This window comes from Phenylobacterium sp. (genome assembly GCF_037968635.1).
Taxonomy (GTDB): domain Bacteria; phylum Pseudomonadota; class Alphaproteobacteria; order Caulobacterales; family Caulobacteraceae; genus Phenylobacterium.
Window position 1 is genome coordinate 21170 of the sequence record NZ_JBBKVV010000068.1, and the last position, 14183, is coordinate 35352.

The 14183-nt window shown below is 68.4% G+C and carries 15 protein-coding genes; 11 read left to right on the forward strand and 4 right to left on the reverse strand.

The genetic code is table 11. From position 1 onward, the window contains the following. Positions 1–14: 14 nt before the first annotated feature. The 6 genes from AAC997_RS08090 (at position 15) to AAC997_RS08115 (ending at position 5588) form a co-directional block, all read left to right on the forward strand. Positions 15–1541 (forward strand): UbiD family decarboxylase, encoded by a 1527-nt coding sequence (locus AAC997_RS08090; RefSeq protein WP_340645184.1) that lies wholly within the window; start codon positions 15–17, stop codon positions 1539–1541. A 65-nt stretch (positions 1542–1606) separates the two neighbouring features. Next, positions 1607–2014, forward strand: a complete 408-nt coding sequence (locus tag AAC997_RS08095) for an MAPEG family protein (RefSeq protein ID WP_340645185.1) — start codon at positions 1607–1609, stop codon at positions 2012–2014. 40 nt (positions 2015–2054) lie between these two features. Beyond that, positions 2055–3386, forward strand: coding sequence for a TldD/PmbA family protein (locus tag AAC997_RS08100; protein WP_340645186.1), 1332 nt, complete (start codon positions 2055–2057; stop codon positions 3384–3386). Further along, entirely contained in the window at positions 3383–4177 is a 795-nt protein-coding gene (locus AAC997_RS08105) for a 3'(2'),5'-bisphosphate nucleotidase CysQ (protein ID WP_340645187.1), read from the forward strand. Before AAC997_RS08100 ends, AAC997_RS08105 begins: the two co-directional genes overlap by 4 nt. A 22-nt stretch (positions 4178–4199) precedes the next feature. Next, on the forward strand, positions 4200–4439 hold the full coding sequence (locus AAC997_RS08110) for a DUF4170 domain-containing protein (RefSeq protein ID WP_340645188.1): 240 nt from the start codon (positions 4200–4202) through the stop codon (positions 4437–4439). Between the two features lie 81 nt (positions 4440–4520). Further along, positions 4521–5588, forward strand: coding sequence for a hypothetical protein (locus tag AAC997_RS08115; RefSeq protein ID WP_340645189.1), 1068 nt, complete (start codon positions 4521–4523; stop codon positions 5586–5588). Here the strand turns inward: AAC997_RS08115 and AAC997_RS08120 are convergent. From AAC997_RS08120 to AAC997_RS08130, 3 genes are all read right to left on the reverse strand, one after another. Continuing rightward, positions 5585–6166 carry a DUF1287 domain-containing protein gene (locus tag AAC997_RS08120; RefSeq protein WP_340645190.1) on the reverse strand — a complete coding sequence of 194 codons (582 nt, stop codon included), beginning with the start codon at positions 6164–6166 and terminating at the stop codon, positions 5585–5587. The genes AAC997_RS08115 and AAC997_RS08120 overlap by 4 nt on opposite strands. A gap of 37 nt (positions 6167–6203) precedes the next feature. After that, positions 6204–6869, reverse strand: coding sequence for a sulfur transferase domain-containing protein (locus AAC997_RS08125; RefSeq protein WP_340645191.1), 666 nt, complete (start codon positions 6867–6869; stop codon positions 6204–6206). A gap of 72 nt (positions 6870–6941) precedes the next feature. Continuing rightward, entirely contained in the window at positions 6942–7286 is a 345-nt protein-coding gene (locus tag AAC997_RS08130) for a VOC family protein (RefSeq protein WP_340645192.1), read from the reverse strand. 88 nt (positions 7287–7374) lie between these two features. On the opposite strand from AAC997_RS08130, the gene AAC997_RS08135 reads away from it, so the two are divergent. The 5 genes from AAC997_RS08135 to lpxK are packed head-to-tail and all read left to right on the forward strand — an operon-like array spanning position 7375 to position 13116. Further along, on the forward strand, positions 7375–9150 hold the full coding sequence (locus AAC997_RS08135) for an ABC transporter ATP-binding protein (RefSeq protein WP_340645193.1): 1776 nt from the start codon (positions 7375–7377) through the stop codon (positions 9148–9150). Further along, a complete protein-coding gene (locus tag AAC997_RS08140; protein ID WP_340645194.1) occupies positions 9147–9848 on the forward strand; it encodes a lysophospholipid acyltransferase family protein in 702 nt (233 codons plus the stop codon). The genes AAC997_RS08135 and AAC997_RS08140 overlap by 4 nt, the downstream gene beginning before the upstream one ends. Before the next feature lie 30 nt (positions 9849–9878). Continuing rightward, a complete protein-coding gene (locus AAC997_RS08145; RefSeq protein WP_340645195.1) occupies positions 9879–10850 on the forward strand; it encodes a cation diffusion facilitator family transporter in 972 nt (323 codons plus the stop codon). Continuing rightward, positions 10847–12109: a 3-deoxy-D-manno-octulosonic acid transferase gene (locus tag AAC997_RS08150; protein WP_340645196.1), complete on the forward strand. Its 1263-nt coding sequence runs from the start codon at positions 10847–10849 to the stop codon at positions 12107–12109. The genes AAC997_RS08145 and AAC997_RS08150 overlap by 4 nt, the downstream gene beginning before the upstream one ends. After that, a complete protein-coding gene (lpxK, locus tag AAC997_RS08155; RefSeq protein ID WP_340645197.1) occupies positions 12106–13116 on the forward strand; it encodes a tetraacyldisaccharide 4'-kinase in 1011 nt (336 codons plus the stop codon). The genes AAC997_RS08150 and lpxK overlap by 4 nt, the downstream gene beginning before the upstream one ends. Here the strand turns inward: lpxK and AAC997_RS08160 are convergent. After that, positions 13106–14179 carry a phosphotransferase family protein gene (locus tag AAC997_RS08160; RefSeq protein ID WP_340645198.1) on the reverse strand — a complete coding sequence of 358 codons (1074 nt, stop codon included), beginning with the start codon at positions 14177–14179 and terminating at the stop codon, positions 13106–13108. The two genes, lpxK and AAC997_RS08160, sit on opposite strands and share 11 nt — an antisense overlap. Positions 14180–14183 lie beyond the last annotated feature (4 nt).

The following is a 14183-nucleotide window of genomic DNA, read 5'->3' on the forward strand; positions in this document are numbered from 1 at the left end:
GTTTCGGAGAGCACATGGCCTATCGGTCCCTGCGGGATTTCATCGCCAAGCTGGAAGCCGCCGGCGAGCTGGTGCGCGTCACCGAACCCGTCTCGTCGGTCCTGGAGATGACCGAAATCCAGCGCCGGCTGCTGGCCACGGGCGGCCCCGCCGTGCTGTTCGAGAACGTCACCCGGGCCGATGGCGAACCCTCGGGCATGCCCTGCCTGGTCAACCTGTTCGGCACGGTCAAGCGGGTGGCCATGGGCGTCACCCTCGACGGCCAGGAACGGACCACCGCCGCCGAACTGCGGGAGGTGGGCGAACTGCTGGCCTTCCTGCGCGCGCCCGAACCGCCCCGCGGCCTGAAGGACGCCTGGGACATGCTGCCGCTGGCCAAGACCGTGATGTCCATGCGGCCGGCCACCGTGAAGAAGGCCCCCGTGCAGGAGATCGTCTGGACCGGCGACCAGATCGACCTTTCGAAACTTCCCATTCAAACCTGCTGGCCCGGCGAACCGGCCCCGCTGATCACCTGGCCGCTGGTGGTGACCCGCGGACCTTCGCAAGAGCGCGAGGACGACTACAACCTCGGCATCTACCGCATGCAGGTGATCGGCAAGGATCGCACCATCATGCGCTGGCTGGCCCATCGGGGCGGCGCTCAGCACCACCGCCGCTGGAAGGCGGAGGGTCGTCGCGAGCCCCTGCCCGCCTGCGCCGTCATCGGCGCCGATCCCGGCACCATCCTGGCGGCCGTGACCCCGGTGCCGGAGACGCTGTCGGAGTACCAGTTCGCCGGCCTGATGCGCGGCGCCAAGGTCGAGTTGGTCCCAGCCAAGACCGTCCCCCTGATGGTCCCGGCCAACGCGGAGATCGTCATTGAGGGTCATGTCCTGCTGGATGAGTATGCCGACGAGGGCCCGTACGGCGACCACACAGGCTATTACAATTCCGTCGAACAGTTCCCGGTCTTCCAGATTTCCGCCATCACCATGCGGAAGAATCCGATCTATCTCACCACCTTCACCGGCCGCCCGCCGGACGAGCCCAGCGTGCTGGGGGAAGCCCTGAACGAGGTCTTCATTCCCCTGCTGCGCCAGCAGTTCCCGGAGATCGTCGATTTCTGGCTGCCGCCGGAGGGGTGCTCGTACCGCATCGCCGTGGTCTCCATGAAGAAGGCCTATCCCGGCCACGCCAAGCGCGTGATGATGGGCGTCTGGAGCTATCTGCGACAGTTCATGTACACCAAGTGGGTGATCGTCGTGGACGACGACATTGACGCCCGCGACTGGAAGGACGTCATGTGGGCGCTGTCGACCCGCATGGATCCGGCCCGCGACATCACCCTGATCGAGGGCACCCCCATCGATTATCTGGACTTCGCTTCGCCCGAGAGCGGCCTGGGGTCGAAGGTGGGACTGGACGCCACCAACAAATGGCCCCCCGAGACGCATCGCGAATGGGGCGAGAAGCTCGGCATGGACGAGGCGACCGTGAAACGCGTCACCGAGAAGTGGTCCAGGCTCGGCCTGCCCGGCGGCGGCGAACCGGTCAAATAGCGGCAGGGGTTGCCCTTTGTCAGGTTTCGACCCCAACTGCCGCGGCTTAGCGGGAAAGTGACACTATGGACGCCGTGACTTCGTTCTCGGGTAACGCCGCCGCCCTCTGGGTCGGCCTGCACATGTTCCTGTTGCTGACCCTGTCTCTTCTGGTGGTGCGCCAGCGGCAGAAGCACAAGGTGGCGCTCGGCGACGAGGGCATCCCGGAATTGGCCCAGGCCATCCGCGCTTTCGGCAACGCGACGGAATACATCCCCGCCGCCATGTGCGGGATCGCGGTCCTGGCCCTGGTCAGCGCCCCCAGCCTGGCCATTCACCTGGCGGGCTTCGTGATGTTCGCCGGCCGTTGCCTCCACGCCGTCGGCCTCTCCAACAGCGGCGGCACCTCCTTCCCCCGAGTGATCGGCGTGCTGGCCACCTGGGTCGCCTATGTGTTCATCGGCGTGGCCCTGCTGTTCTACGCCATCGCCTAGCGCACTTGCCCCGAGGCTCGGGCCCGGCCATATCCACGGGATGGAAGAGAGCCTGTTAGCCGATGTCGTCGCCGCCGCCCTGAAGGCCGGCGCGGACGCCGCTGAAGCCGTCGGCGCCGAGCGCGCCGCCCTTGGGATCAATGTCCGGCTGGGCAAGCTGGAAGAGGTTGAGCGCGAAGAGTCGCGCGATCTTGGCCTGAGGGTCTTCGTCGGCAAGCAGCAGGCCACGGTCTCCGGCTCTGACGTCTCGGCCGAGGCCCGCGCCAAGCTGGTGGAGCGCGCCGTGGCCATGGCCCGCCTGGCGCCGGAGGATCCCTATTCCGGGCTCGCCGACGCCAAGCGCTTGGCGCGGGGGCCCTTCCCCGACCTCAATCTCTATGACGGCGCCGAGCCGACCCCGGAGGAGCTCGAGGATCGCGCGCGCGCCGCCGAGGACGCCGGCCGCGCCATGCCGCGCATCAGTAATTCGGATGGGGGCTCGGCCTCCACCTCCTCGGGCCAGTGGCGGCTGGTGACCTCGGGCGGCTTCTCCGGCGTCCATCGCGCGTCGAGCTATTCCATCGGCGTCTCGGTGATCGCCAGCGATGGCGATGAAATGGAGGGCGGCTATGACGGTCGCACCACCCGTTGGCAGGCTGACCTGCCCACCCCCGAGAGCATCGGCGCCGAGGCCGGCCGCCGCGGCGCCGCCCGCCTGGGCGCGCGCAAGATCTCCTCGACCACCGCGCCGGTGATCTTCGAGAACCGCCTGGCGATGTCGCTGATCGGCCCGCTGATCGGGGCCATCTCCGGTCCGGCTATCGCGCGCGGCAACTCCTTCCTTAAGGACAAGCTGGGCCAACAGATCTTCGCCAAGGGCATCAACATCACCGACGACCCGCACAAGGTGCGCGGCCTGGGCTCCTCGCCCTTCGATGACGAGGGCGTGGCCAACCGCGCCTGGAGCCTGATCGACGACGGCGTCCTCACCACCTGGCTGATGAACTCCTCGTCGGCCCGCCAACTGGGCCTTGAGACCACCGGTCACGCCTCGCGCGGCCTGGCCGGCCCGCCCGGCGTCTCCACCAGCAACCTCACCCTGCTGCCCGGGACCAGGACCCAGGCCGAGCTGATGGCCGACGCGGGAGAGGGCGTGCTGATCACCTCGATGTTCGGCCCCTCCCTCAACGCCAACACCGGCGACTGGTCGGTGGGTTGCGCGGGCTTCTGGTTCGAGGGCGGCGTGCTGGCCTATCCGGTGGCCGAGATCACCGTGGCCGGCAACCTGATCGACATCTATGCCCGCCTGATCCCTGGATCGGACCTGGAGTTCCGGGGCTCGGCCAACGCGCCGTCGATCCTCGTCGACGGCCTGGCGATAGCTGGGAAATGACCGATGTCGGCGCCGATCTCGACCTGATCGTCGCCGCGGCCCTGGAGGCCGGCCGTCTCGCCGTGCGGATGCGCGACGAGGGCCTGACCGTCGAGATCAAGCCCGACAAGACCCAGGTCACCAACGCCGACCTGGCCACTGACGCCCTGCTCACCGAGCGTCTGCGGACCGCGCGGCCAGACTATGGCTGGCTGTCGGAAGAGACCGCCGACAATGCCGACCGCCTGTCCAACCGCCGCCTGTTCGTCGTGGACCCCATCGACGGCACCCGGGCCTTCATACGGGATCGGCCCTGGTGGGCGGTCTCCATCGCCGTCGTGGAGGATGGGCTGCCCATCGCTGGCGTCGTCTTCGCCCCCGATGTCGAGGAAACCTACACCGCGATCGCCGGCGAGGGCGCGAAGATGAACGGTGCGCCTATCCACGCCAGCGACTGCAACCTGCTTGAGGGCTGCGGCATGATCGGCGACGAGCGGATGTTCCTGCACCCGTCCTGGCCGGAACCCTGGCCGTCCATGCGGATCGAGGCGCGCAACTCCACCGCCTATCGCATGTGCCTGGTGGCGGCCGGGACCTTCGACGCGGCCATCGCCATCGTGCGCAAGAGCGACTGGGACCTGGCCGCCGCCGACCTCATCGCCCGCGAGGCCGGCGCCTACTGCGGCGACCACCTGGGCAAGCCCTTCGCCTACAACCAGGCCAATCCGTCGCAACCGAGCCTTGTCTGCGCCGCGCCGCGCCTGGCGCCATTGATCCTTAACCGTGTCGGGCATATCGCCTTGAGGAATTGATTCACTTCGGAAAACCTCAGCCATGTCCGACAAGCAGCTCCTGCACCTCGTTATCGGCGGCGAACTGATCGACGTTGAACACAACACCTTCCGCGACCTGACCAAGGTCGATCTGGTGGGCGCCTACGCCAGTCACGCCGAGGCCATGGCCGCCTGGCGGCAGAAGGCCCAGTCCACCGTCGACAACGCCCTGATGCGCTACTTCATCATCCACGCCCACAAGCTGCTCGATCCCGACAAGGACGAGGACCACGAGCACTGAGGCGAGAGACGCTCCCGCCATCGGTGAGGCGTCTGGTTACGACCGGGCGCATGCCCTACCTTGGCCGACCAGAGTTTTGGGATGAGCAAGATGAGCGGCGAGACTTCTGATCCGGCGCCGACCGGCGCCCGCTATGAGCTGGGTCAGATCTCGGAGTCCGACTACATCAATCCGACGCCCGAGCGGCAGGCTGAACTCAGCGCGGAGATCGACCGCTACTACAACACCCCCCTCGACATGTTCCCCTTCTCGGAACATGCGCAGAAGCCCGACCGCTTCTACGACTTCTACGAGGCCAGTATCGACGAGCGGTTCCCCGCCGACCGGGACATTCGCGAGGTGATCAGCCGCTATACCCGCGCCTTCTTCGGCTCGTTGATGGGCTATGTGGCCGCCAAACGGGTGATGTTCGGCTTGGCGCTCGCCGGTCTCTGGCTGCTGGCCGTCGAGGGCCCGGTGATCATGGGAGGCCTTGGCGTCTCGGGAATGGGCCTCGTCGCGGCTATCGTCGGCGCCATGTTGCTGATTGTGCCGGTCTTCGCCGGGATCAATGCGCTGGTCTTCCAGCAGTACCGTACCAGCCTGGAGAACCGCAGCTACGAGCTGTCGCGCCTCATCGTCCAGCGGACCCGCGAACTGCAGAACCTCTACACCACCCTTCGCGCCCTCCCCGACCAGGAGGAGACCCGTCACGTCAACGCCGGCAAGGCCTGGGGCGAGCGGTCGGCGTTCCTGATCCGCCTGATGATGTGGGTCGCCCAGCGCATGGAGTATCTGGAAAAGTTCATCCAGGTGGAGATGTGGCGGGTGCGCCGCGAACGATACTGGATCAACTGGGCCGGGGGCTTCCTGGTGGTGCTGATCCTCGGGGTCTGGGCGGTCCTGCTGCTGATCCAGACCGGCAGCCCGATGCCCGCCGCCCCCTGGGCCTTCCGCCTGTTCGAGGTCCTGGCCCTGCTGCTGGGGCTGGGGCTCGCCTGGGCCACCTATCACTTCTGGAAGACGCCCCTGAACCTCGCCCGGGACAAGCTGGGCTCTGAGGCCTGGATCCGCTACGCCACGCTGGATCTGGACAACACCATCGGCGGGCAGATCAGCCGCGATAAGGAGCGGCTGGTGGAGTACCTGAACCTCAACAAGGGGCGTTAAGCTCTCGCAGGGCGCCAGCGGTAGTGGCCGGCGGGCATGAGTTCGCGCAAGGCGGCCAGGCTCTCCTCTCGCGCACCCTGGCCGATATTGTGGACCACGCGAGAGTCGCCGCCGCCGGCCACGACAATCCCGACATGCGGCCGGCTGCCGATCCGCAGCCGCCAGGTGAGGATATCCCCCACAGCCAGCGAGCCGGGGAACCCCTGGCCGGCCACCGGTCGCACGGCGCGCCAGACCTGGGCGCCCATCCGGGCCCAATAGGTCTCCAGGTTCAGCACCCGGCGGTGGTCGATACTGGTGTCGGGCCTGGCGAGGCTCCAGGCCTGAGGATAGGCGCCGAAGCGCCCGGTCATGTCCTCGTGGATCAACCGTTGCAGGTCCATCTGCCAGGCGTCACGCGCCGCGCGGATCACCACATCACAGCAGACGCCGGTGGCGCGCGGGACATCGCCGCCCGGATAGGCCAGGCGCACATAGGCCGGATCATAGTCGGTGGTGACACCCACCTGGGCGCGGGCCGCCCGCGCCAGAGCCTCGCCGGGACTGCCCGCAGCCTGAGCCCAGGCCGGCGCGGCCATCAGGCCTCCGATCAGGGCGCGGCGTGTGGGCAGGGTCCTACTCCCGTTTCAGCAGGCCCTCGGTGAGCAGCCGGCCCCACATCTGGCTGCGGAAATCGGACTTTATTTTGGCCTCGTCGTAGGCGGGACTGTCGACCCATTCCAGGAAGGTCTGGCCGGCGGGTTCGCCCTCCGCAAGATAGCGCTCGAAGGTGTAGTCCAGCACCCCGGTCTTGCCCTGCTTCACATGCAGGTACTTCAGCGACAGCTGATCCAGGGCTTCGCGGATCGTCTTGCCCTTCCGGAAGTGCATGTAGAAGACGCTCATGATCCCGGCCCGATCCGCGCCGGACTTGCAGTGCATCAAGGCGGGGTACTCGATGGTCTCGAACAGCTCCTTCGCGCCATGGACCCGGGCACGGCTGGGGACCTCCCGGCTGGTGACGGTGAAGTCCACCATGGTCAGGCCCAGGCGCTGGCAGGCGTCCTTCTCCAGGGCATGGAAACTGGCGTCGAACCCGCCGCGCAGGTTGATGATGGTCTTCACCCCCTGGCGCTTCCATTCGGCCAGTTGGAAGGGCCAGGGCTGGTTGGTGCGCACCAGCTCGTCGCTGATCCAATGGGCGTTGGAGAAGCCCAGACGCAGATAGGCGTGGTCATTCCACAGATAGTTCAGGGTCGTGGAAAACCGCCCGCCGGGCGTGGAGAGATCGAAGTCGGCCAAGGGGGGCTCCGGGTGTTCGGCCCCTAACTAGGACGTGACGGCCTCAAACGGAAGCGCGGCGGGTGGTCCCAGCTACTCCATCAGCGTCAGCGTATTACCGGATGGGTCCTTGAAATGGGCCAGGGTCCCGCCCCAGGGCATCTTCTCCGGCGGCCCCAGGAAGGGCACGCCCTTGGCCTTCAGGGCTTCGTAGCTGGCCTGGATGTCGTCCACCTGGATGGAGGCCCCGACAAACCGCCCCACCAGGCGCTCGCCCTCATGGCTACCATCGTCCTTCTCGACGATGAGGTCGGTCCCCAGGTCGTAGCCGACCGCGATATCCATGCCCCACTTGGCCGTCAGGCCCAGGGTTTCGCCGTAAAACTGCTTGGCGGCGGCCATGTCGTCGACCCAGACCCGCACTCCGTAGATCTTCATTCGCGCACTCCCTCATCCATGCGGCGCCGCATCCTAGCACATCGGCCCATGCTTGACTTCCCGGCCCCGACAGCCGACGCCATGGACAATGACCGGCCCCACCACCGAGCCCGAGCTTTCGGCCCGCGCCCTGATCGCGCGGATCGCCGGGGTCTATATGCGGCCCCGCTGGAAAGCCTGGACCTGCGCCATGTTGGCGGCGATCGCCGTGGCGTTCCTGTCGGCCAAGCTGGTGCAGATCTTCGAGCCGGCCATCAACGACCTGCTGGTGAACCACAAGCCCGGCGCCTTGGTGATGGTGCCCCTGACCATCGGAGCCCTGGCCATCGGCCGAGCCCTGGCCCAGGTGATCCAGGCCTCCCTGGTCAACCAGATCGGCAACGCCGTGGTGGGCGATGTCCAGGTGCAGCTGTTCGGCAAGCTGGTCCGCGCCGACCTGGCCCACCTGCGCACCCAGCATTCCGGCGCCTACGTCTCCTCGGTGCTCTATGACGCCAGCCTGATCCGCGAGGCGGCGACCTCAGGCGTGATCAACTACACCCAGCACGCGCTGACCGTGATCGGGGCGGTGACCGTGATGGTCTCCAACGACCTGCTGCTGTCGCTCACCCTGGTGGCTGCGGCCCCCCTCACCGGCTACATCATGCGCCGGTTCTCCAAGAAGACCACCAAGGCCGCCAAGGGCGCCATGGCCGAGACCTCGGCGCTCTCCACCGCCATCATGGAGAGCCTGGACGGCGTGCGAGTGGTGAAGATCGAGAACCGTGAATCCTACGAGGAAGCCCGGGTCGCCGAGGTGGTGCAACGCCGCCAGAAACACCTGGTCAAGGGCGCCAACGCCCGGGCCCGGGCCGCGCCGGCCACCGAGCTGGTGATGACCCTGATCACCGCCGCCGTCATCGCCTATGCCGGCTGGCGCTCGCAATCGGGCGCCATGAACGTCGGGGCCTTCATGGCCTTCATTCTGGCCCTGGGCCTGGCCTCCCAGTCCCTGCGCCAACTCTCCAACCTGGCCACGGTGATGGCCGAGGGCATGAGCGCCGCCCGGCGCCTGTTCGCCGCCCTCGACGTCGAGCCTGAGGTGCGCGAGCAACCGGGCGCCGCCCCCCTGGCCAGGGGTGAGACCACCATCGCCTTCGAGGAGGTCAGCTTCGCCTATGCGGGCGGACCGCCGACCCTGCGCGACGTCAACGTGGAGGTTCGCCGCGGCGAGACCGTCGCCCTCGTCGGTCCCTCGGGCGGGGGCAAGACCACCATCCTCAACCTGATCCCGCGCTTCTACGACGCCACCGCCGGCCGGGTGACCATCGATGGGACGGACATCCGCGAGGTGACGCTCTCCTCCCTGCGCGCCCAGATCGCCTTGGTGACCCAGGAGCCCTTCCTGTTCGACGAGACCATCCGCGCCAACATCGCCTATGCGCGACCTGACGCCAGCCAGGACGAGATCGAGACCGCCGCGAAAGCCGCCGCCGCCCATGACTTCATCCTGTCCCTGCCCGCCGGTTACGACACTCTGGTCGGCGAGGCCGGCGCCCGGCTGTCAGGCGGCCAGCGGCAGCGGATCGCCATCGCGCGCGCCTTCCTCAAGGACGCTCCCATCCTGCTGCTGGACGAGGCCACCAGCGCGCTGGACACCGAGAGCGAGGCCCAGGTCCAGGCCGCGCTGGCGCGTCTGATGGCCGGCCGCTCCACCATCCTGATCGCCCATCGCCTTTCGACCGTGCGCGGCGCCGACCGGATCTATGTGATCGACAAGGGGCAGGTGGTGGAGACCGGCGATCACAGCTCGCTGATCAAGAAGCGTGGTCTCTATGCCCGCCTGGCCCGCAGCCAGGACCTAGAGGCCGAGACCGCCGCGTGAAGAAGTTCATCCGTCGACCGGCCGTTCAGGCCTTCCTGGGCTGGGTCCTGGCCGGATATATGAGCCTGATCCGTCACAGCGTGCGTTGGCGCCATGAAGGCCTGGAGCGCGCCAACGCCGTGCTCACCGCCGAGCCGGGGGTCATCGCCCTGCTCTGGCATGGCCGCATCCCGGTGGCGCTCACGGTCGCGCCGATCCTCAAACAGACCAAGCTTGCTCACTGCCTCGTGTCGCCCTCCGCCGACGGGGAGTTCTTCGCCCAGGCCATGGCCCACAACGGCTTCCCCTCCATCCGCGCCTCCTCGGCCAAGAAGGGCGACTCCGCCAAGGCCCGCGCCGTTGTGGCCGCCTTCCGTGAAGCCGTGGCCTGGGTGAAGGGTGGCGGGGTGCTGATCGTCACGCCGGACGGCCCGCGCGGCCCCAACGAGGTGATGGCCCCCGGCGCTTTGCAGATCGCCAAGCGCACCGGAGCGCCGGTGCTGCTGGTGGGGCTGGCCGCCTCCCCCGCCAAGCGGTTGGGCAGTTGGGACACGGCCATGGTCGCCGCGCCTTTCGGCAAGGGCTCCGCGATTTGGGAAGGCCCCTACTACGTCCCGGCCGACGCCGACGACGCGGTGATCGAGGCCCTGACCGCCGACTGGGCGGCCAGGCTGTCGGCGGCGACCCGCCGGGCCGAGGACCAGGTGGCGGCGGATTGATCCGGCGCGCGCGTGGTGAGACATAGGGTCATGGCCCACGATCATCACAGTCACGATCACCACGACCATGATCACGCAAATCACGATCATGGGGGTCACGCCCACGGCGGCCACGGGCATAGCCACGCGCCCAGGGATTTCGGCCGCGCCTTCGCCATCGGCGTGGTGCTGAACTTCGGCTTCGTGCTGGCGGAAGTCGCTGCGGGTCTGTGGTCCGGCTCGCTGGCTCTGCTGGCCGACGCCGGGCACAATCTTTCCGACGTGCTGAGCCTGTTGCTGGCCTGGGGCGCCACCATCATGGCCCGCAAGGCGCCCAGCGCGCGGCACACCTATGGCCTGCGCAAGGCCACCATTCTGGCCTCCCTGGCCAACGCCGTGCTGCTGCTGGTCGCCGTTGGCGTGATCGGCACGGAAGCCGTGCGCCGCTTCGCCGAGCCCGCCGAGGTGGCGACGATGCCCGTGATGATCGTCGCGGCCATCGGCGTGGTGATCAACACCGCCACAGCCCTGATGTTCATGCGCGGCCACGATGATCTGAACGTACGCGGCGCCTTCCTGCACATGGCCAGCGACGCCGCGGTCAGCCTGGCCGTGGTGATCGGCGCGGGCGTGATGGCGATCACCAGCCTCGGCTGGATCGACCCGGCCCTCAGCCTGGGCATCGCCGTCGTGATCGTCCTGGGCACCTGGGGGCTTTTGAAAGACTCCGTGAACCTCGCCCTCGACGCCGCCCCCAAGGGCATTGATGTCGGTCAGGTCCGCGCCTGGCTGACCGGCCTGCCCGGCGTGACCGACGTGCACGACCTGCATGTCTGGGCCATGAGCACCACCGAGACGGCCATGACCGCCCACGTGACCCGACCCGACAACCTCGATAGCGACGCCTTCCTGCACACGACCTGCGAAGGCTTGGCCACGAAGTTCAACATCGGCCACGCCACCTTGCAGGTGGAGACCGGCGGGGCGGAGATTTGTCGCCTCTCGCCCGCGGAAGCCGTGTGAGACGCCCGCTCTCCCTCAAACTCTACGCCACCGCCCTTGGCCTCCTGGAACCGCTCGCCCGGCCGCTGCTGGCGCGTCGCGCGACGGTGGGCAAGGAGGACCCCGCGCGGCTGGAGGAACGGCTGGGCCGCGCCACCCATCCTCGGCCCGAAGGCGCGCTGGTCTGGTTGCACGGGGTCAGTGTCGGCGAAAGCATGTCCCTTCTGCCCCTGGTCAGCGCGTTGAGAGCCAGGCGGCGCGACCTCGCCCTGTTGGTCACCTCGGGCACCCGCACCTCCGCCGAGTTGCTGGCGCAGCGCCTGCCCGCGGGTGTGATCCACCAGTACGCCCCGCTGGATGCGCCCAGCGCCGTGACCCGTTTTCTCCATCACTGGGAGCCGGATCTGGGCGTCCTGGTGGAGAGCGAACTGTGGCCCAACCTGATCCTCGGCGCCCATGAACGCGGGGTGAAGCTGGCTCTGCTCTCAGCCCGGATGACGGAGGGGAGCGCCCAGGGCTGGGCCCGCGTCCCCGCCGCCGCCAAGGTGATGCTGGACGCCTTCGATCTGATCCTGCCGCAGGAAGCCGACACGCAAGGGCGGCTCCGCCGTCTCGGCGCCCGCACTGGCCCACTGCTGAACCTCAAGATGGTGGGCGAGCCCCTGCCCTTCGACTCAGACGAACTGGCGCGGCTGCGGGCGGGGTTGAGCGGTCGCCGCGTCGTCCTGGCCGCCAACACCCACCCCGGCGAGGACGAGATCGTCATCGAGGGCTTCAGCGAGGCGCGGCTCTCCGACACCCTGCTGGTCATCGCCCCCCGCCATCCGGCGCGCGGCGGGGCGGGCGCCGCCATGCTCGGCGGTTTCAGCGTCGCCCGCCGCGCCGCCAACCAGCCCCTGACGCGGGAGACCACCGCCTATGTCGCCGACACCCTCGGCGAGATGGGTCTGTTCTACAGCCTGGCCGACGTGGTGGTGATGGGCGGCGGCTTCCTGCCCGGGATCGGCGGCCACAACCCTCTGGAGCCGGCCCGCCTGGAACGCCCCATCCTCACAGGCCCGCACACCTTCAACGCCAGCGCCCTCTATGCCGACCTGTACGCGCAGGCCGCCGCCATAGAAGCCGTCGACGCCAAGTCCCTGGCCCGGCACCTGAAGGGGCTGCACGACTATCCCCACATCGGTCGCCGCATGGGCGAGGCGGCCCTGGCCTACGCCCAGCGGCGGGGCGGAACCCTGGACCAGGCGATGGCCCTCCTCGAACCCCTGCTGCCCGCATGAAGTTGTCCACGCCGCGCTGGTGGTATGTTCGCGAGGGGGCGCCGGCGCCCGTTATCCGCACGCTGCTGAGGCCCATCTCCTGGATCTGGACTGTGGTCACGGCGCGGCGGATCGCACGCGCGGTCCCCATCGATCCCGGCGTGCCGGTGATCTGCGTCGGCAATCTCACGGCCGGCGGCACGGGCAAGACCCCGGTGGTCCGCGAGTTGCTGAAACGCCTGCAAGCCCGCCATGTGGAGGCCCACGGCCTGTCCAAGGGATATGGCGGGTCGCTCGAAGGCCCGGTCCAAGTCGACCTCGCCAGCCACTCCGCCGCCGAGGTTGGGGATGAGCCGCTGATGCTGGCGGCGGACGCCCCCATCTGGATCTCCCGCGACCGGGCCAAGGGCGCGCTCGCCGCCGCCTGGGCCGGCGCCCAGGCCCTGGTGATGGACGACGGCCACCAGAACCCCTCCATCAGGAAGGCCCTGTCCCTGGTGGTGGTGGACGGTGAGACGCGCAACAACGAATGGCCGCTGGGCGACGGCGCGGTGTTCCCCGCCGGGCCCCTGCGCGAACCCCTGGCCGTGGGCCTGGCCCGCGCCGACGCGGTGATCCTGATGCTGCCGTCAGACCTGGAAACGCCCGATCCTGACCTGCTGGCGATGTTCCCCGACAAGCCCGTGCTGGTGGCCCGCCTCGCTCCCCTCGCGCCGCCGCCGTCAGGGCCGCAGGTGGGGTTCGCCGGTGTCGGCAAGCCCTGGAAGGTGGAGCGCTCCCTGCAGGCGGCGGGGTGCGACCTGAAGGACTTCGCGCCGTTCCCCGACCACATGGCCTATGACGAGCGCACCCTGCGTGGCCTGGCGGACCGCGCGGCGGTCTTTGGCGCGGGCCTGGTGACCACCGAGAAAGATTGGGCGCGCCTGCCCGCGGCGTGGCGCGCGAAGATCACCGCGTGGCCGGTCGCCGCCGTCTTCGAGGACGACGCCGCCCTCGAAGACCTGCTGGACCTGGCTCTCAGGCCTTAGCGCCGGCCTTCTGAGCGTAGGCCCAGCTGGCCTTGGCCAACTGCGGCACGCGCAGGGCCATGGCGGCGGCCTGCGGGCTGTTGGCGGTGCCGTCGCGGGCACGGCCCACGATCCCCTGACAGATCCCGGCCAGCCGGAACATGTTGTAGGAGAAGAACCAGTTGAGGTCGTGCAGGGCCTCCCGGTTGGTCAACCGGCAGTACTCGGCGACGTACTCGTCAAGGGTCGGGATGCCGTGGGCCTTGAGGTCCGGGATCGCCGCGATGCCGCCATTGACCCAGTTCATCAGCAGATAGGTGAAATCGGCCAGGGGCTCGCCCAGGGTCGAGAGCTCCCAGTCCAGCACCGCCACGACACGCGGCTCGGTGGCATGCAGCACCATGTTGTCCAGGCGGTAATCGCCGTGCACGACCGAGGTGCGCTCCTGTTCGGGCAGGCTCTGGGGCAGCCAGGCGATCAGCCGTTCCATCTCCTCGATGTGTTCGGTCTCGCTGGCCTTGTACTGCTTGGTCCAGCGGTCGACCTGTCGGCCCATATAGTTGCCGGGGCGGCCGTAATCGCCCAGGCCGATGGCCTCGTGATCGGTGTTGTGCAGGTCGGCCAGGGTCTTCAGCTTGGCCATGTAGATGGCGTGACGCTCGGCCGGTTCGTACTGCGGCAGGCTCTGATCCCAGAGGATGCGCCCCTCCACCATGTCCATCACGTAGAACATGGTGCCGATGACGCTGTCGTCGGTGCACAGCCCCCAGGACTTGGCCACTGGGAAGCCGGTGGTGTGCAGGGCGGTGATCACCTTGTATTCGCGGTCCACCGCGTGGGCCGAGGGCAGCAGCTTGCCCGGCGGCTTGCGGCGCAGAACGTACTTCTTATTGGGCGTGACAAGCTGGTAGGTCGGGTTCGACTGCCCGCCCTTGAACTGGCGCACCTCCAGCGGCCCGGCATAGCCCGCGACATTGGCCTCCATCCAGGCGGCCAGGGCGGCTTCATCGAACTTGTGGCTCTCGACAACCTCTTTGGTGCCGGTGTTGAGCTGCTCGCGCGCCTGCTCGGTGACTTCAGCCATGAGC